The 18,176-nt window shown below is 73.3% G+C and carries 14 protein-coding genes and 2 pseudogenes; 9 read left to right on the plus strand and 7 right to left on the minus strand.

Going from position 1 to position 18,176, the window contains the following annotated elements:
- The first annotated feature begins 50 nt into the window (after positions 1-50).
- Positions 51-1,073 carry a DNA polymerase IV gene (locus tag AR3_RS01585; RefSeq protein WP_067907196.1) on the plus strand — a complete coding sequence of 341 codons (1,023 nt, stop codon included), beginning with the start codon at positions 51-53 and terminating at the stop codon, positions 1,071-1,073.
- 291 nt (positions 1,074-1,364) lie between these two features.
- Here the strand turns inward: AR3_RS01585 and recQ are convergent, their stop codons facing one another.
- Together recQ and AR3_RS01595 are read right to left on the minus strand one after the other, a co-directional pair.
- Positions 1,365-3,263 (minus strand): DNA helicase RecQ, encoded by a 1,899-nt coding sequence (gene recQ, locus AR3_RS01590; protein WP_067907198.1) that lies wholly within the window; start codon positions 3,261-3,263, stop codon positions 1,365-1,367.
- 54 nt (positions 3,264-3,317) lie between these two features.
- Positions 3,318-3,995, minus strand: coding sequence for an HAD family hydrolase (locus AR3_RS01595; RefSeq protein WP_067907200.1), 678 nt, complete (start codon positions 3,993-3,995; stop codon positions 3,318-3,320).
- 229 nt (positions 3,996-4,224) lie between these two features.
- Here AR3_RS01595 and AR3_RS01600 point away from each other — a divergent pair, with 229 nt between their 5' ends.
- Positions 4,225-4,695, plus strand: a complete 471-nt coding sequence (locus tag AR3_RS01600) for a hypothetical protein (RefSeq protein ID WP_174545409.1) — start codon at positions 4,225-4,227, stop codon at positions 4,693-4,695.
- 108 nt (positions 4,696-4,803) lie between these two features.
- Positions 4,804-5,175, plus strand: a complete 372-nt coding sequence (locus AR3_RS01605) for a phage holin family protein (RefSeq protein ID WP_067907202.1) — start codon at positions 4,804-4,806, stop codon at positions 5,173-5,175.
- A 134-nt stretch (positions 5,176-5,309) separates the two neighbouring features.
- On the opposite strand, the gene AR3_RS01610 is transcribed toward AR3_RS01605, so the two are convergent.
- Both AR3_RS01610 and AR3_RS01615 read right to left on the minus strand, forming a co-directional pair.
- Positions 5,310-8,708 (minus strand): hypothetical protein, encoded by a 3,399-nt coding sequence (locus tag AR3_RS01610; protein ID WP_067907205.1) that lies wholly within the window; start codon positions 8,706-8,708, stop codon positions 5,310-5,312.
- A 146-nt stretch (positions 8,709-8,854) separates the two neighbouring features.
- On the minus strand, positions 8,855-9,652 hold the full coding sequence (locus tag AR3_RS01615; RefSeq protein WP_067907207.1) for a PIG-L deacetylase family protein: 798 nt from the start codon (positions 9,650-9,652) through the stop codon (positions 8,855-8,857).
- A 131-nt stretch (positions 9,653-9,783) separates the two neighbouring features.
- Between AR3_RS01615 and AR3_RS01620 the strand changes: the two genes are divergently transcribed.
- The 6 genes and pseudogenes from AR3_RS01620 to AR3_RS01645 all read left to right on the plus strand — a co-directional run.
- Complete coding sequence (locus tag AR3_RS01620; protein WP_067907209.1) at positions 9,784-10,056, plus strand: hypothetical protein; 273 nt, start codon at positions 9,784-9,786, stop codon at positions 10,054-10,056.
- A gap of 20 nt (positions 10,057-10,076) precedes the next feature.
- Positions 10,077-11,879: a glutamine--fructose-6-phosphate transaminase (isomerizing) gene (glmS, locus tag AR3_RS01625; RefSeq protein WP_067907211.1), complete on the plus strand. Its 1,803-nt coding sequence runs from the start codon at positions 10,077-10,079 to the stop codon at positions 11,877-11,879.
- The gene (locus AR3_RS01630) at positions 11,876-12,487 is read left to right on the plus strand and encodes a LysE family translocator (protein ID WP_067907213.1); all 612 of its coding nucleotides are present in this window, start codon (positions 11,876-11,878) and stop codon (positions 12,485-12,487) included. Before glmS ends, AR3_RS01630 begins: the two co-directional genes overlap by 4 nt.
- A 230-nt stretch (positions 12,488-12,717) precedes the next feature.
- Positions 12,718-13,515 (plus strand): SAM-dependent methyltransferase, encoded by a 798-nt coding sequence (locus tag AR3_RS01635; RefSeq protein WP_067907215.1) that lies wholly within the window; start codon positions 12,718-12,720, stop codon positions 13,513-13,515.
- A 92-nt stretch (positions 13,516-13,607) separates the two neighbouring features.
- A pseudogene (locus tag AR3_RS01640) lies at positions 13,608-14,132 on the plus strand (VOC family protein); the annotation flags it as partial.
- Positions 14,133-14,188: 56 nt separating this feature from the next.
- Positions 14,189-14,719: pseudogene (locus tag AR3_RS01645) on the plus strand (DUF1062 domain-containing protein); the annotation flags it as partial.
- Positions 14,720-14,786: 67 nt separating this feature from the next.
- Here AR3_RS01645 and AR3_RS01650 read toward each other — a convergent pair.
- From AR3_RS01650 to AR3_RS01660, 3 genes are all read right to left on the minus strand, one after another.
- Entirely contained in the window at positions 14,787-15,155 is a 369-nt protein-coding gene (locus tag AR3_RS01650; protein ID WP_227023299.1) for an SHOCT domain-containing protein, read from the minus strand.
- Between the two features lie 496 nt (positions 15,156-15,651).
- Entirely contained in the window at positions 15,652-16,668 is a 1,017-nt protein-coding gene (locus AR3_RS01655) for a hemolysin family protein (protein ID WP_067907222.1), read from the minus strand.
- Positions 16,668-18,017, minus strand: coding sequence for a hemolysin family protein (locus AR3_RS01660; RefSeq protein ID WP_067907224.1), 1,350 nt, complete (start codon positions 18,015-18,017; stop codon positions 16,668-16,670). The genes AR3_RS01655 and AR3_RS01660 overlap by 1 nt, the downstream gene beginning before the upstream one ends.
- Positions 18,018-18,176: the final 159 nt, after the last annotated feature.

Raw genomic sequence — 18,176 nt, forward strand, 5'->3', positions numbered from 1 at the left:
GTCACGTGATCAGGTTCGCCGGGAATGTGCAGGTGGAGCGACAATGGGTTATGGCCCACTGGGTCCTGCACGTCGATCTGGACCAGTTCCTCGCGGCCGTGGAGGTGCTGCGACATCCGGAACTGCGCGGGCGCCCGGTCGTCGTCGGCGGGGACGGCGACCCGACCAAGCGCGGCGTCGTCAGCACCGCCTCTTACGAAGCCCGCGCCTACGGCGTCCACTCCGGCCTGCCGCTGCGGACCGCGGCGCGGCGCTGCCCCGACGCGGTCTTCCTCCCCGTGGACGCGAAGGTCTACAAGACCGTCTCGGCCCAGGTCATGGCGACGCTGCGGGAGTTCGACGCGGTGGTCGAGGTGCTCGGCTGGGACGAGGCGTTCCTGGCCGTCGACACCGACGATCCGGAGCGGATCGCGCGGGAGATCCGTGACCGGGTGCGCGCGGCCACCGGTCTCGACTGCACCGTGGGGATCGGCCAGAACAAGCTCCAGGCCAAACTGGCGACGGGCTTGGGCAAACCGGCCGGCGTCTTCCGGCTCACCCACCAGAACTGGTTCGACGTGCTCGGCGACCGGCCGACCGACGCGCTGTGGGGCGTCGGCCCCAAGACCGCGAAACGGCTGAAAGACATGGGCATCGCCACGGTCGGTCGACTCGCGGCGGCCGACCCGCGCGCCCTCGCCGAGCGGCTCGGCCCCACGATCGGGCCGTGGCTCGTGCGGCTCGCGCAAGGGCAGGACCACTCGCCGGTGCACGGCCGACCGCACGTCCCCCGGTCCCGCGGACGCGAGACCACCTACCAGCATGACCTGCGCGACTGGGAGCAGGTGCGCCGGGAAGTCTCGCGCCTGGCGCGGCGGGTGGCGCGCGAAGTCGCCGCCGAGAGGAGACCGGCCGTCCGCGTCGTCGTGAAGGTCCGTTACGCGCCGTTCTTCACGCGAACCCACGGCCGGGCGCTGGAGGCACCGACGACTGAGGCTTCCGCAATCGAGGCGGCCGCCTTCGCCGCCCTCGACCGGTTCACCGAACGGAGGCCGGTGCGCCTGCTGGGCGTCCGTGCCGAGTTCGCGTCCTGACCCGGCCGGGCACCCGGACGTCCGACCAGTCGCCACGCGACGGGGTCGGCACCCCGCCTCCGCTCCGGCGCGGCCGCCGCCGCTCCACGTCGCCTCAGAAGGACGAGCCGGGCGCCGCGCCGCACGGGGCGTGGCTTCAGTGACGGCCGCACCCGCACCTCCGCGAGCTCATTCGGGAAAGCGCTCCCGTCATCGGTGATCGTGGTGCGCCTCCAGCGCCGCGAGCCGGGCGGCCGGCGCCACGGCGTTGAGTTGGTCGGGGACCAGCGCGGCGGCGCGATCGCCGGGGCGTCACCAGTCGATGTCGTCCTCAGGAGGCGGTTGATCGGCGCCGCCCTGGTCGGAGCCGTGGTCGGCGACGGTGGCGAGGACCTGCTCGCCGTACTTCGCCAGCTTGTTCTCGCCGACGCCGCTCACGCGGCTGAGCTCGGCCAGGGACGACGGGCGGACCGTGGCGATCTCGCGGAGGGTGGCGTCGTGGAAGATCACGTAGGCGGGGACGCCCTGCTCCTTGGCGGTGGCGGCGCGCCAGGCCCGCAGCCGCTCGAACAGCGGCACGGCCTCCTCGGGGAGGTCCGCGGCGGGGCTGGTCTTCCTGCCCGGCTTGGCGGAGCCCTTGGATTTGGCGGGACGTTCCGGCTCGCGGCGCAGCATGACCTTGCGCTGCCCCCGCAGCACGTCGGCGCTGCGGTCGGTCAGCACCAGCGCGCCGTAGCTGCTCTCGACGGCGAGCAGGCCCTGGGCCAGGAGCTGGCGGACCACGCCCCGCCACTCGGCTTCGCGCAGCTCGGCGCCGACGCCGAACACCGTCAACGCGTCGTGGTCGAACTGGATGACCTTGGCGGTCTTCCTGCCGAGCAGGATGTCGATGATGTGGCCCGCGCCGAACTTCTGGCGCCGCTCCCGGTCGAGCCGCACCACCGCCGACAGGATCTTCTGCGCGGCGATCGTGCCGTCCCACGACTGCGGCGGCGACAGGCACGTGTCGCAGTTGCCGCACGGCTCGGCGGACTCGCCGAAGTAGTCCAGCAGCCGGACGCGGCGGCAGTCGACCGTCTCGCACAGCGCCAGCATCGCGTCCAGGTGCGCGGTCAGCCGGCGCCGGTGCGCCTCGTCGCCCTCCGACGCGTCGATCAGCTTGCGGAGGTTGACGACGTCCTGCAGCCCGTAGGCGAGCCAGGCGGTGGACGGCAGGCCGTCCCGCCCGGCGCGGCCGGTCTCCTGGTAGTAGCCCTCGACCGACTTGGGCAGGTCCAGGTGCGCGACGAACCGCACGTCCGGCTTGTCGATGCCCATGCCGAACGCGATCGTCGCGACCATCACCAGGCCGTCCTCGCGCAGGAACCGCGCCTGGTTGGCGGCGCGGGTGGCCGCGTCCAGGCCCGCGTGGTACGGCAGCGCCTCGATCCCGTTCGCGGTCAGGAACTCGGCGGTCTTCTCCACCGAGTTGCGGGACAGGCAGTAGACGATGCCCGCGTCCCCGGCGTGCTCGGTGCGCAGCAGCGTCAGCAGCTGCTTCTTGGGGTCGGTCTTCGGCTCGATCCGGTACTGGATGTTCGGGCGGTCGAAGCTGTGCACGAAGTGCCGGGCCCGCTCCAGGTCCAGGCGGGCGGCGATCTCGGCGCGGGTGGCGGGGGTGGCGGTCGCGGTCAGCGCGATCCGCGGCACGTCCGGCCACCGCTCGTGCAGGCCCGACAGCAGCAGATAGTCGGGACGGAAGTCGTGCCCCCACTGCGACACGCAGTGCGCCTCGTCGATGGCGAACAGCGAGATCGTCCCGCGGTCCAGCAGTTCCACGGTGGCGGGCAGGCGCAGCCGTTCGGGCGCCAGGTACAGCAGGTCCAGCTCCCCGGCGACGAATTGCGCCTCCACGAGGCGGCGCTCCTCGAAGTCCTGCGTGGAGTTGATGAAGCCGGCCCGCACGCCGAGCGCGCGCAGCGCGTCCACCTGGTCCTGCATCAGCGCGATCAGCGGCGAGATCACCACCCCGACGCCGCGGCGGACCAGCGCGGGGATCTGGTAGCACAGCGACTTGCCGCCGCCGGTCGGCATGAGCACCAGGGCGTCGTGCCCGGCGATCACATGCTCGATGATCTCCTGTTGGCCGTCGCGGAACGCGTCGTACCCGAACACGCGCCGCAGCACGTCCAGCGCGGCGCCCGTCTGCACTTCGCTCGGGGGAGAGGACACCCCGCCATCCTAGGGACCGGGTACGACGGCGCGGCGGGTCATCCACAGGCCCGGTCAGGGGCGGGGCGTGGCGGCCAGGTCGTCGAGCAGTTCCGGCGTGACGGCGCCGAGGTCGCGGGCGACGTAGGAGGCCAGCTGCAACGCGTCCTCGGCCGGGGGGTAGCGCGGATGCGGCACGGCGATCACCCGCATGCCCGCGGCGTGCGCCGAGCGCAGGCCGTTGGCGGAGTCCTCGATCGCCGCGCACTCGGCGGCCGGGACGCCCAGCCGCCGCGCCACCGCGAGGTAGCCGTCCGGCGCCGGCTTGCCGCGCGCCACCTCCTCGGTGGACAGCGTGGCGCGGAACAGGTCGGCCACGCCCATCTCGGCGAGCACGAAGTCGATGAGGGTGCGCGGAGACGAGCTGCTCAGCCCCAGCGGGAGCCCGCCGTCCGCCACCCGCCGCACCGCGTCCACGGCGCCCGGCATGAGCGGCAGGTCCGCCTCGTACCGGCGGACCATCTGCTCGATCACGTCCTCGGCGACCTGCCGCGGCTCGAGGCCGCCGATCACCTCGGCGGCCAGATACCGGGACCACTCCGCGGTGCTCATGCCCATGAGCCGCTCCTGGGTGTCGGGACGCCAGCGCCCGCCGCGGTCGGCGACGTAGCGGCGGCGCACCTCCTCCCACACCGGCTCGGAGTCGACCAGCACGCCGTCGAGGTCGAACACGACGGCCCGGATGGCGGGCATGAGGGGTCCTTTCGTCGCGATCACCGTCCGCGTTGATCGTTACCCGTCCCGGGGCGGCCCAACCGGTGGTCCCCGGAGGGCGGGACGCGGCGCCGCCCGTGAAAGGACCTTCCGCAACGCAGCGTGACGTTGCAGGTGATTATCGGGCAAATCGCACAAGATTCGTTTTGCTCTCTGGCAGGGTGGAGGCCCCCGCCCCGGCTTCTGCAGCCGTTGGAAAGGAGAGTCCATGGCGTTCATCGGATTCGTGCTGGTCGCCGCGGCCGTGGTCGTCGGCGCCGGCGTCGCGCTGGACAATCCCGGCGACACCACCCTGACCGTCTTCGGCACCGCCGTGCCCGGTGTCAACGCCCTGTGGCAGGTCTTCTTCGCCGGCGCCGCCGTCGCGGTGGTGTTCGTCATCGGCCTGGTCCTCACGTTCACCGGCATCGCCCGCCGGGTCCGCACGCGCCGCGAGATCCGCTCCCTGCGCGAGGAGCACGAGGAGTCGCTCACCACCCTGGAGAGGGAGAAGCGGCAGCTCCAGCGCGAACTGGACCGCATCCGCGGCAACGCCCCGATCTCCGCCAGGCGTCAGCCGAGCCAGGGCGCGACCCCCGCCCCGTCGTCGGCCCCCACCCAAGTCCCGGTGGCGGGGGCTCGCGCGGGCTCCCGCCCGCAGATCAGCGCGAGCTCCCCCTTCTTCGACCGCACCGACTGACCGGCTCCGCGGGACGAGCCGCGGATCGTCCGGAACGGTGACAGGCCCGCGCGGAGAATCGTTGCGCGGAGTGATGACGGCGGCGCCGCGTCACTTCAGGATGGAAGCGTGTCGATACTCATCAAGACCGCCATCACGGCGGCGGCGCTGGCGGTGGCCGCGTTCCTGCTCGACGGCATCACCGTCACCGGGGACGACACGGGGCGGCGGGCCCTGACGCTCGTCGGCGTCGCGGTCATCTTCGGCCTGGTCAACGCCATCATCAAGCCGATCGTCAAGACCATCGGATGCGCGTTCTACGTGCTCACCCTGGGCCTCATCGGGCTCGTGGTGAACGGCCTGTTGCTGCTGCTCACCAGCAAGATCGCCACCGAGGTCGGCCTGCCGTTCCACGTCGAGGGGTTCTGGCCCGCCTTCTGGGGCGCCATCATCGTCGGCGTCGTCGGCTGGCTGCTCAACCTGTTCGTCAAGGAGGACTGACCGCTCCTCCCCGGCCGGGCCGCCGCCCGCTGCGGGACCTCAGCCTCTCAGGAAACTGACGGAAGCCTCGCGCATCGCGATCGCCGGTGCGCGAGGCTTCCGCCATTTCGGTGCCGCCTGCTCGTTCGGCGGTGTCAGTCCCGGGGCTGCCCCTTCTCTGCGTCCGCACCCTCACCCGGCGTGGTGCTGTCAACGCTGGTCGCCGCATCTGTGGCGCCGACTGCCGGATCGTCCTCGCCTGCCTCCGCACCGCCTGCAGTGACGCCGCCGCTTGTCGCGTCTGCAGCCCTCTCCAGGTCGGCCTCTTCGGCCTCAGGCGTGATGCCGCCGCTGAGGGCGTCCTCGGTGACGCCGTGTGGTGTCGTGACCTCCGTGCTGGACGCGGCGTCGTGTGAGGGGTCGCCGGACGCGCCTGCCTGTTCCGTCTCGGAGTGCGGGTGAGACGCGTCTTCGGACGCCGCGCCGTCGGCCTGCTCGGGCGCGAAGGTCTGCGGGTGAGACTCGTCCTGAGCTTGCCCTGCACCTGCGTGCCCAGTGGCGTCGTCTGCGATTGCTTCCCCAGCGGGCTGGGCGGCGACGGTCTCGGTGTCGGGTATGGCGTGGGGCGTGTCCGCCTCTGCGTTCGCGCCGGGGAGTTCAGCGGGCGATGCGGTATCGGCGCCAGGTCCCAGTTCGGCGCTGGTCTCCGCCGGGGTGTTGGAGGCGGTGCTGTCGCCGCTCGTTGTGTCTACGGCGTCGTGTGAGGGTTCGTCCTCGCCGGTTGTAGCGGCGCTGATCTGGCCCGCAGCGGCCTGGGCGTGAGGCGGGTCTTCGGGCGTCTCGCCGTCGGCATGCTCGGGCGCGGCGACATCAGCCGTCGTGGCGTCGTGGCTGGGCGCGTGCTCCGCCGCCTCGTGCGGCGTCGTGACCGCTGCGTCCTGCGAGTCGTCGGTCTGGGCCGTGGTGGCCTGGGTGTGATGCTCGTCTTCCGGCTCTTCCACACCCGATTGCATGGTTTCGGCGTCACGCGTGGCGTCGCGCGTGGGTACGTCGCCGCTGGGCTGGGAGATGCCGGGTGCGGGCTGGGACGACTCGTGCGTGCCGGCGAGTTCGGCGGCTGACGCGGTATCGGCTCCGGACCCCTGCTCGGTTTCGGCGGCTGTGGTTGCGGCGCCCCTGTCCGCAGGGTCGGTCGTGGGCGACGGCGCGGCCTGTGTGTTCGGTGCGGGGGTGTCGGTGCTGTCCGCTGCTGGGACGGAATCCGGGCGGGTGAAGGTGTGGGGGGCGGCCTCTGCGCAGCGCGTGAACGGGGAGGTCAGGGCGGCGGGGGCGTCGGCGTAGTCGGAGTACGCGACGGGGCGTCGCGCGGGGTCGCCCAGGAGCGTCCAGTGCCGGGTCCGAACGGCGCCGACCAGGAACTCGGCGTCGGTGACGGCTCCGGCGCCCGTCACGATCAACGCGTCGAACTCGGCCGACGGGTCGAGGGGCAGCGCGGCGGCGAGCGGGGTGGCGCAGACGAGGTCGGCGGTGCGCAGCAGCAGGTCGGCGGCGTCGTCGCCGGCGTCGTGGCCGCGGTCGCCCGCCTCCAGGTAGCCGGAGAGCTGCTCGATGCGCTGCATCGCGCGCCGCTGGTGCGCCTCCAGGCGGCCGGGCTCGGCGGTGGCCGGGTCGGTGCCGCAGAAGTCCCTGATGTTCTCGCGGGTGCGCCGCACGGTCTCCTCGGCGGACGCCAGCTCGGCCGCGCGGGCGGCGTTCTCCCGCTCGGCGGCCGCCTCCCGCTCCGACAGCTCCGACTCGGCCTCGGCCAGCCGCTGCGTCGCCGTGGCCGCCAGCGCCCGGCTGCGTTCGCCGGCCGCCACCGCCTCCTGGCGGGCGGCGCGGACGGCCGCGAGCCGCTCCTCGATCATCCGGACGGTCTGGTGCGCGTGCCGGGCGGCGCCGGCCGCCTGGGTGGCGCGGTCCACGGCCTGGGCGGCCTCGCGGGCCCGCTCCCGGCACTCGCCGGCGACGGTCTCCCGCTCGGCCGTCAACCGGATGATCTCGGCGTCGAAGCGCTGCTGGGCCTGCCGGGCGGCCTCCAGCCCGGCGCCGCCCTCGTTGACGAACCGGAGCAGCCCCGACCGGCGCAGCTCCGCCTGCTCGGCGGCCTGCCTGGCCTCGGCCGCGCGCACGGCCGCCTGGTCGGCCTCCCGCTTGCGGGCCTTCGCCTCGGCGCGCAGCTCGCGCAGCTCGGGCGGCGGGGCGGCGACGTGCAGGCGCTGGCTGAGCGTCATTCTGCGGCGCCGCGCCGACAGCGCCGACTCCGCCGACACGGCCCGGTAGTACGCGGCGTGCGCCTCGGCGTCGGCGTCGGCGGACGCGGCCTGCAGCCGTTCGGCCTCGGCGGCGGCCACGGGCAGGTCGTGGCGCGCCTTTTCCAGCTGGCCCGCGAGCGCCGCCTCCTGCTCCCGCGCCGCCTGCAGCTCGGTGCGGGCGTGGGCGATCCGGCCGTCGATCTGCGCGAGCCGGTCATGGGCGGCGTCCGCGGCCTGGGAGAGCCGGTTGGCCTCCGCCGCCGCGGCGTCCGCCGCCTCCTGCAGACGCTGCGCCTCGGCGCGCGGCTCGGCCAGCTCGGCGGTGATCCGCTCCAGTTCGGCGGCCAGCCGTTCGGCCTCCCGCTCGGCGTCCGCGACCGCCTGCTCGGCCGTGCTCGCGGCGGTCCGCAGCTCGTCGATCCGCGCGCGCAGGGCGGCGAGCTGGGCGTCGAGTTCGGCGCGGCGCCGCTGGTCCTCGGCGCGCAGCGCGTCGAGGGCGGCGACGTCCCGCGGCCACTGCTCCATCCACACCAGGCCGCGCTGCAGGAAGCGGCCCTCGGTCTGCCACGCCTGCCGCCACGCCTCCCCCACCGGCCGGACGGTCGCGGTGCTCATGGTGGCCTCCGGCGCGCGCGGCGCCCCGGACGGCTCGTCCTCCACGGGGCGCAGCGGCCGGGTGCCGGTGGACGGGTCGACGCCGGCCGCCGCGAGATGCTCGTCGGTGGCGGGTTTCAGCGGCAGCGTCCCGGTCGAATCCTCCGCCGGAAGGTCCGGGTTCCGGTCCGCGACCGCGGCGATGTGGACGACGAAGGCGGTCTCGTCGTCGGCGAAGCTCTGCGCGATCTGTTCGGCCTCTTCCGCCGTGGGGGCCAGCAGCAGCGCGCGCTCCCCGCCGGACAGGAGGGGCGCGACGATCTCGTGCACGGCCTGGACGGCGTTCTGCGTCACCTCGACGAGCCTGACGTTGGACGGCCCGTCCGCCGCGTTCAGCGACGCCGGGTCGACCAGCAGGCGCGCCAGGTCGGACCAGTCGCCGGCGACGCGCCGCTCGCGGAACGCGCGCAGCGCGTCGACGTACGGGGCCCACCCCACGGCGCGCGCTCCCGACTGCCGCAGCCGCTGCTCCAGCCGCTCGTAGGTCTCGGTGAGCGGCCCGTAGGTCTCCTCGACCGCGGCGCGCAACCGTTCGGGAGACGCGTCCGGCGGCGGAGCGCCGTCGTTCGTCCCGCCGCTGTGCCCTGAGTACTCCACCGCCGCCATCCAGACTTCCCGCGCCCGTACGTCTCCCGTCCGTCCTCTGACTAACGTCTCATACGCCCCGGGGTGCTCCGCCCCTTCCGTTGCGCCGCATCCAGCATGATGGCCTGGGACGTTCCTTGTACGCGCCGCCATGAGGCAGGGGTGATCTACCGCACGGCGTCGAAGATGTCGCAGGGAACGGTTCGCGGGGCGGACGGGGCAGTGGCGTCCACGTACCACTCCCGGCCCAACAGCAGCCCGAAGACCGGCGCGGGCACCCGGACCAGCGTCCTCATCACGGCCGCGGCCCGCCCCTTCCCGTAGACCTCGGACCGGTGCGCGGCGAGCGCCGCCTGCTTCCGCCCGGCGTACCGGCGGACGTCGACGCGGTGGGTGATCGCCTCGCGAGGGCTGAACATGCCGCTGAGCTCGTCGGGGTCGAAGCCGATGGGGATCCTCAGCGGCCTCACCAGCCTGGCGAGGCGGACGGCGACGTCGCTCGGGAGCGTCGCCTCCAACAGGCGCGGAACCCGCGCCAGTTCGGCGGCGCGCCTGCCGACCTCGTGCACTCTGACGTGGTCGCGGTGCCCGTAGCCGCCGTTGCCGTCATAGCTGAGCAGAACGTCGGCGTCCTCCTCGCGGAGGATCGCGGCGAGCGTTTCCGCCGCCTCGGCCGGGTCCGCCCGCATGAACCGGGGGCGGTCGGGCGGATCCGGGTACAGCACGGCGCCGTGCCCGCTGTCCGCGTACCCCAGGTGCGCGACGCGGGCTACGCCGAGGACGCGGGCGCTTTCCCGCAGCTCCTTCATGCGCGGTGCGCCGCCGTCCGGCACCTCGCCCATGAGGCCGTCCGTCGCGACGACGACGACCGTCCGGTGCCCCTCGGCCGCGGCACGGGCGAGCGTCCCCCCGGTGAGGAGGACCTCGTCGTCGGGATGCGCGTGGAAGGCGACGACCGTGGCCATGCGGCCCAGTCTGCCGGAGACGATCGGCCGGTCCGGCGGCGAAGGATCGCCGCACCGTTTCGCCGGGTTCCTGCCCGATATCGGGCAGAATTGTTGGCATTGCGTGGACGATGTGGGCAGGATTGAGCGCCATGTCCGCCCCCCACCCCCATGAAGAGCTCGTCGCCCACCTGTGCCGCACCAGCCCGCTCGGGCCGGGCGAGGCGGCCCGCGTCATCGCGGACGTGCTGGCGTACTTCGGCGAGCCGGTGGAGGAGTTCGTCCGCCGCAGGCACGGCGAGCTGCGGGCGCGCGGGCTGACCAACGACCAGATCTTCGAGCGCGTCGCGGCCGAGCTGCCGGCGCGGCGGTTCGCCCCGCCCGAACTCTCCCTGCGCCAGCTGCGTCGCATCGTCTACGGATAAACCGCTCAAACGGAGACATCGTGTGCGGAATCGTTGCCTACGTCGGTCCCCGAGACGCCGTCCCCATCCTGATGGAGGGGCTGACGCGCCTGGAGTACCGCGGATACGACTCGGCGGGGCTCGCCGTCATCGGCCGCTCCGGCGACCTGCGCGTCCGCAAGGCCAAGGGGCGGGTCGCCGACCTCGCCGCCGCGCTGCCCGCCCGCTTCAAGGGACGCACCGGCATCGGCCACACCCGCTGGGCCACCCACGGCGAGCCCAGCGACGTCAACGCGCACCCGCACGTGTCCGGGCCCGTCGCGGTCGTGCACAACGGGATCATCGAGAACGCCGACGAGCTGCGCGCCGAGCTGGAGGCCGACGGTGTCGCCCTGGCGTCCCAGACCGACAGCGAAGTGCTGGCGCATCTGATCGCCCGGTCGGAAGCGGCCGAGCTGGAGGACGCCGTCCGCGACGCGCTGTCCCAGGTGGTCGGCACGTACGGGATCGCCGTCGTCGACACCCGGCACCCCGACACGCTCGTCGTCGCCCGCAACGGCAGCCCCGTCGTGCTCGGCATCGGCGAGAAGGAGATGTTCGCCGCCTCCGACATCGCCGCGCTCGTCCGCTACACCCGCCAGGTCGTGCACCTGGACGACGGGGAGCTCGCGACCGTCCGCGCCGACGGCTTCCGCACGTCCACCCTCGACGCCCGCGCCACCAGCAAGAAGCCGTCCGTCATCGAGACCGACGAGGCGGCCTACGACGCCGAGGGCTACACGCACTTCATGCGCAAGGAGATCTACGAGCAGCCCGCCGCCGTGGAGCGCGCGCTCGGCGGGCGGCTCGACGACCGCTTCCACACCGCGCACCTCGGCGGCCTCAACCTCGACCCGCGCGAGGCCCGCGGCGTGCGCCGCGTCAAGATCCTCGGCTGCGGGTCGGCGTACTACGCGGGGCAGATGGGCGCCCAGCTCATCGAGGAGCTCGCCCGCATCCCGGCGGACGCGGAACCGGCCTCGGAGTTCCGGTACCGCAACCCGGTCGTCGAACCGGACACCCTCTACATCGCCGTCAGCCAGTCCGGGGAGACCTACGACACCCTCGTCGCCGTCCAGGAGCTGCGGCGCAAGGGCGGGCGCGTGCTCGGCGTGGTCAACGCGGTCGGCAGCGCCATCGCGCGCGAATGCGACGGCGGCGTCTACCTGCACGCCGGACCGGAGATCGCCGTCGCGTCCACCAAGGCGTTCACCTCCACGGCCGTGGTGTTCGCGCTGCTGGCGCTGCACCTCGGCCGCATCCGCGACCTGTCGCCCGCCGACGGCCGCCGCATCTGCGCGGGCCTGCGCGCGCTGCCCGGCCAGATCGCCGAGATCCTCCGGCAGGAGGACGAGATCGCCGCGCTCGCCGCCGACCTGGCGACCTACCGCAGCATGCTGTTCATCGGACGCGTCCGCGGCTGGCCGATCGCCCGGGAGGGCGCGCAGAAGCTCAAGGAGGTCTCCTACGTCCACGCCGAGGCGTACCCGGCCAGCGAGCTCAAGCACGGGCCGCTCGCCCTGGTCAGCCCCGAGCTGCCGACCGTCGCGGTCGTCCCGGACGACGAGCTGCGCGACAAGAACCTGTCCACCCTCGGCGAGATCCGCGCCCGCCGCGGCCGCGTCATCACCGTCGGCCACCAGGAGCTCGGCGACGACTCCCTGACCGTGCCCAAGAACGAGCCCGAGCTCGACCCGATCCTGCTGACGATCCCGCTGCAGCTGCTCGCCTACCACGCCGCCGCGGCGCTCGGCCACGACGTCGACAAGCCCCGCAACCTCGCCAAGAGCGTCACCGTCGAATGACCCTGATCGTGCCCCTCCTCGCCTTCGCCGGGGTCGCGGCGGTGCTCACGCTCACGCCCGGCCCCGACTCGCTGCTCGTCCTGCGCACCGCCGTCGCCCACGGCCGCCGCGCCGCGCTGACCGCCGCCCTCGGCGTCCAGACCGGCTGCCTGTGGTGGGGCGCCGCCGCCGGCCTGGGCCTGTCGGCCGTGCTCGCCGCGTCTCAGACCCTCTACACGGCGGTGCGCTGGGCGGGCGCCTGCTACCTCGTCTACCTGGGGCTGCGCCTGCTGCTCCACCGCCACGACGACGAGAACGCCCCCGAACCGCCGGGCCGCCGCTTCTTCCTGCGCGGCCTGCTGACCAACGCCCTCAACCCGAAGGTCGGCGTCTTCTACGTGTCGCTGCTGCCGCAGTTCGTCCCTCATGACGCCCCTGTGGCGGCATGGAGCCTGCTCTTGACCGGCGTCCACGTCGCGGAGGGCCTCCTGTGGTGTGGGGCGATCGCCGTACTGGCCGACCGCCTGGGCCACTGGCTCCGCCGCCGCGCCATGCGCCGCGCCCTGGACCGGCTGGCGGGGACCGCGTTCCTCGTCTTCGCCGCCCGCCTGGCCCTCCGCCCCTCCTAGACGGCGCTCAGCCGCTGTACCCGGGGCGTCGCCGCGCCGTGATGCCGCTGGCGTGCGAGGACGGGCATTGGCCTAAGACACCTCTACCTCGGGCGGGGCGATGAGAGGACCAAGGGGACGTTGGCCAAGATCGGCAATCGGCGGCACCGGCCGGGGAACGGGCGTTACGGTGGGCGCCGTCCCGACGACCAGACGCCCGGCGCGACCGCGCCGTAGGGGAGAGGTGTTCGGTGGACGCAGACCCGCCCAAGATCGACACGACGGTGGCCCATCCGGCCCGGATCTGGAACTACTGGCTGGGGGGCAAGGACCACTATCCGGTCGACCGCCAGGTCGGTGACGAGACCACCCGCGTCTACCCGGAGATCGTCGAGCTGGCCAGGCATCAGCGCGCCTTCCTCGGGCGCGCCGTGCGCTTCATGGCGGGCGAGATCGGCATCCGCCAGTTCCTGGACATCGGCGCGGGCCTGCCCACAGTGGACAACACCCACGAGGTCGCCCAGCGGGTCGACCCCTCGTGCCGGATCGTCTACGTCGACAACGACCCGCTCGTGCTGGCGCACGCCCAGGCGCTGCTCACCAGCACCCCCGAGGGCAGGACCGACTACATCGACGCCGACCTGCGCGATCCCGACAGGATCCTCGCCGAGGCCGCGAGAACGCTGGACTTCACCCGGCCGATCGCGATCACCATGCTCGGCATCCTGATCTTCATCCAGGACGACGAGGAGGTCCGATCGATCATCCGGCGGCTGGTGGGGGCCCTGCCGTCCGGCAGCCATGTCGCGATCACGCACACCACCAACGCCGTCCACGGCGAGCGCACCGACGACGCCGTCCGCGTCTGGAACGAGGGCGGCTCCGTGCCCATGGTCGTCCGCAGTCCGGAGACGATCCTGAGCTTCCTCGACGGACTGGAACTGCTCGATCCCGGCCTGGTGTCGCTGACCCGCTGGCGCCCCGAGGCCACCCCGTTCGGCCCGCCGCCCGAGGTCGACGAGTTCTGCGCCGTCGCCCGCAAGCCCTAGCGCGCCCGGCGGGCCAACGACGGCCCCGCCGGGCTCGAACGCGGCGCGGCCCCGGTGCGCGCCGCCCCGCGCGGAGTCGGGGGCCGTGATCCGTCGACCTCGCCACCCGCTCGGCGGCCCACCAGGCGGACCTGGTCGCGCGTCTTCAGGAGCTCGGCGCGGCACCCGCCGACATCGGCCAAGGCGACGTCCCATGGACGGTTCTGGCCGACCCCGAAGGCAACGAGTTCTGCGTGTTGGAACCTCGACCGGTGTACCAGGACACCGGGCCGATCGCCGCGGTGGTGGTCGACTGCACGGACCCGCGGGCCATGGCCCGCTTCTGGGGCGAGGCGATGGACTGGACCGTGCACGAGGTCACCGACGAGTACGCCAGGCTTCGCTCCGCCCGGGGCGTCGGGCCGTACCTGGAGTTCGTCCGCACGCCCGACGTCAAGACCGTGAGGAACCGCGTCCATCTCGACCTGCGCCCCTACCCCGGTGACGACCAGGCGGCGGAGGCGGACCGGCTGCGGGCGCTCGGCGCCACCGACATCGACATCGGCCAGGGCGACGTCCCCTGGACCGTCCTCGCCGACCCCGAGGGCAACGAGTTCTGCGTCCTCACCCCCATGTGACTCTGAACCCCACCGCTCCGGCCCCGGCGTCGTCGCCTTCGTCGCGGCTTCTGGGGTTGCTGCCCTGGGCCGTTCGCCGAACCAGGCTGCCTTTGCTGTCGCTCCGGTGCACGGCCTGCCGCGCGGAGTCGGCCACCACCGGCGAGGGCAGGTTCCGCGTCAACGCCAACCGCAAGCTGCTGGACGTGTGGCTGCTGGTCCGCTGCACTTCCTGTGACCGGACGAGCAAGCTCACCGTGCACGAGCGAGTACCGGTCGGACCCCTCGATCCAGCCGAGCTGGACGGTTACCGCGTCAACGATCCGGAACTGGTGGCGTCCACGCTGCTGAATCCGCTGTTCGCCCGCCGCAACCGCTTCACCCTGAACTGGACAGGGGCCTGGCGGCTGGACACCCCCTCGACTTTGCCCGACGGACCATGGCCGGTCAGGGTGGAGGTCGCCTTCGAGGACCCGGTGCCGGTGCGTCCGGACCGGCTCATCGCGCAAGGGCTCGGCCTCAGCAGAAGCCAGGTACCGCGCCGGATCAAGTGCGACATTCCGCTGCGTCGTCCGACGAGCACCGGGTTCACCTTCACCGTGCAGGCCCCGGACCAGGCCTGGCGGTCGACGGGCGCGACCTGTCGCCGTCGACCGTGCTCACGCCCGGCGGCGTTCACCCGGCCAGAACCTTGGCCTTGGCGCGCTGGTACTCCTCCGCCGTGAGATCGCCGTGGTCCTTGAGCGCGGCGAGCCGGTCGAGTTGCTCGGCCTGACTCGCAGCGCGACCTCCCAGGGCCGCCTGGTACCGGGCCTCGCGCGCACGCAGCGAAGCGATGTCCCGCTCGCCCATTCCCCTGCCCCGGACGATCAGATACGCCAGCACTCCGACGGCCGGCAGGACGATGACGAAGATCGTCCAACCGGCCTTGGCCCACCCGCTCAACGAGTCGTCGCGGAACACATCGGTGATGACCCGGAACAGCAGCATGAACCACAGGACCAGCAGAAAGAGCCACAGCATCGTCAGGAACGCGTTGAGCAACGGATAATTCATGATCGTTGTCCTGTCGTCGTGTCCGCCGCGCGACGTGACGGCGCCGCCGCACACCAGGGGTCAGGTCCCGGCGCCCGAAGACCACTCGCCGCGGGGCCACAGGGTGTTCCCCGCTCCCGCGCCGTCGCCACGGCTGATGCCGTGCGCCGGATCCCTATCCCGGGCCCCGCCAACGGCCCGGCGTGGATCTCGACTTTCACCTCGTGTCATGGGTGGCGTGCCCAGCGCCGGGGTTCGTAACCGGCGCCGATGCCAAGGTCGCGCGGCCTCCCGTGCCGCGACACCGGCGATCCGGCCGAATGGGGACTCCTCTTCGCACCGACGTACGCCTGAGGCGCGCACACCATGTGCTCGGGCCCCGCCCGTGAGCGGAACTCGCCGTGTGATCGTCGGCCTGGCAGTGACGGGCGAGCTTCTCGTGGCAGGCGGCGATACCGCGCCCGTCCCGCGCCGTCGGGCGCGGGACGCCGGGACGCCCGATGCGTCAGTGCGGGTTGGCGGCCAGGAGCTCGGCCAGCAGATCGTCCAAGGTCACGATGCCCATGTAGTCGCCGTCGGGGCCGTGGACCACGGCCAGCTGGGCACGGGCGCGCCGCATCGCCGTGACGGCGTCCAGCACGGTCGTGCCCGCGACCAGGTCCGGGGCCGGGTGGGCCAGGTCGGCCGCGGTGCGGTCGCCGTCGGGGTCGGTGACGGCGGCGCGGACGTGCACGATGCCGACCACGCCGCCGTCCGCGTCGCGGACGAGCAGGCGGCTGTGGCCGCTGGCGGTCGCCACTCGGCGGATCTCGGCCGTCGAGGCGTCCGCGGCGATCGTCGTGACCGAGGTGGCCGGGACGACCAGGTGGTCGACGGTGACCTCCCGGGCCGAGATGGCGCGGCGCAGCAGCTCGTGGTCGTGCCGGCCGATCAGGCCGAGGCGGCGCGACTCGCCGACCAGGTGGCTGAGCGACTGCGGGTCGGTGCGCTCCTCCAGCGCGTCCCGCGGGGGGATGCGCAGCAGCCGCAGCAGCGCGCCGGTCGTCGCGTTCAGCAGCGCCAGCACCGGCCGGGAGACCTTCGCGAAGCCGCGGAACGGCAGCGCCAGGATCAGCGCCGAGCGCTCCGGGTGGGCGATCGCCCACGACTTGGGCGCCATCTCCCCGACGACCATGTGCAGGAACGTCACCACGGCCAGCGCGGTGGCGAACGCGACCGCCTTGGACCCGGCCTCCGGGACGCCCAGCGCGTGCAGCGGCGGCTCCAGCAGGTGCTCGAACGCGGGCTCGGTGACGATCGCCAGGCCCAGCGAGCACATGGTGATGCCGAACTGGGCGCCGGCCAGCATCAGCGACAGCTCCCGCGACCCGGCCACGGCCGCGGCCGCCGGGCGGCTGCCGCGCGCCGCGGCGCGCTCGAGCTGGCCGCGGTTGGCCGCGACCATCGCGAACTCGGCGGCCACGAAGAACCCGTTGCCGAGCAGCAGCAGGACCGTGACGAGCAGGGTGGCGACCGGGTCCATCAGGACTCCACCGCCGCCAGGTCGCCCGGCACGGCGGGCTCGGGGGCGACGGCGCGCAGGCGCACCTGGCGCGCCACCCGGCGGTCCACCGTGACCACCTCGATCTCGGCGCGGCCGACCGGGTCCAGGTCGACGACGACCCGGTCGCCGGGCGCGGGCAGGCGCCGCAGCCGCGCCATGACCAGGCCGCCGAGGGTGTCGTACGCCTCGCCCTCGGGCAGCTCGATCCCGGTCAGGCGGACCACCTCGTCGATCCGCATGCCCGCGTCCACCAGCCACGACCCGTCGGGGGCCGCGGCCGGGGCGCTCTCGCCCACGTCCGTCTCGTCGACGATCTCGCCGACCAGCTCCTCGGCCACGTCCTCGAACGTGAGGATCCCGGCCAGGCCGCCGTACTCGTCGACGACGCAGGCGAACTCCTCGCCGGTCTCGCGCATCCGCTCGATCACCCCGTACAGCGGCTGGCTGCCGGGCACCAGCAGCGCGGGCCGGGCGATCTCGCGGACCGGGGTGGCCGGGTCGAGCCCGTCGTCGGCGACCTCCCGCACGCCCGCCACGCCGATCACGTCGTCGACCTCGCCGTCCCACACCGGATAGGCGGTGTGCCCGGTGCGGCGGATCAGCTCGACCAGGTCGGCGACGGCGGCGTCCCCGGACAGCGCCTGCACGCGGGTGCGGGGCACCATCACCTCGTCGGCGGTGCGGTCGCCGAACGTCACGGCGCGTTCCAGCAGCCCGGACAGGTCGGCGGGCAGGTGCCCGGCGCTGTGCGAGCGGCCGATGATGTCGCCGAGCTCCTCCAGCGTGGCGCCGCCGGGCAGCTCCTGCACCGGCTCCACGCCCACCGCCCGCAGCAGCCGTTCGGCGGACTTGTCGAACAGCCGGATCAGCGGGCCGAACACGGCCAGGTAGGCCAGTGTGGAGGCGGCCAGGGCGCGGGCCAGCGACTCGGCGCGGGCCAGCGCCAGGTTCTTGGGGAACAGCTCACCCAGCAGCATCTGGATGAGGGTGGCCAGGACGAAGCCGGTCGCCAGCGCGATCGCCCCGGCGGCGCCGGCGGGCACCCCCGCCAGCGGCAGCACCGGCTCGATCAGCCCGGCCAGGGCGGGTTCGGCGATGAAGCCGACCACCAGCGTGGTCATGGTGATGCCGAGCTGCGCGCCCGACAGCATGAACGACAGGCGGCCGAGGACCTTCAGGGCCCGCGCGGCCGCCCGGTCGCCGCGCTCGGCGGCCTGGGCCAGCCGCGACCGGTCGGCGGCGACGTAGGCGAACTCCTGAGCGACGAAATACCCGGTGGCCGCGGTCAGCAGGACCACGGCCAGCACACCCAGCGCCGCGCTCAGCATGGGGCACCGGGTCTATGACTGGGGTCCGACACTGCGGACGCTCAACTCCTCTCTCGACTGCTCACGTTCCCAAACGCAAGCTCACACCAGGTCGTTCCCGAAAACAAGGAGGGAGGTCCTGTGATGACCACCGCTTGTGTCCAAGTGTGTCACCGATCA

Source organism: Actinomadura rubrobrunea NBRC 15275, from assembly GCF_001552235.1.
GTDB classification, from domain to species: domain Bacteria; phylum Actinomycetota; class Actinomycetes; order Streptosporangiales; family Streptosporangiaceae; genus Spirillospora; species Spirillospora viridilutea.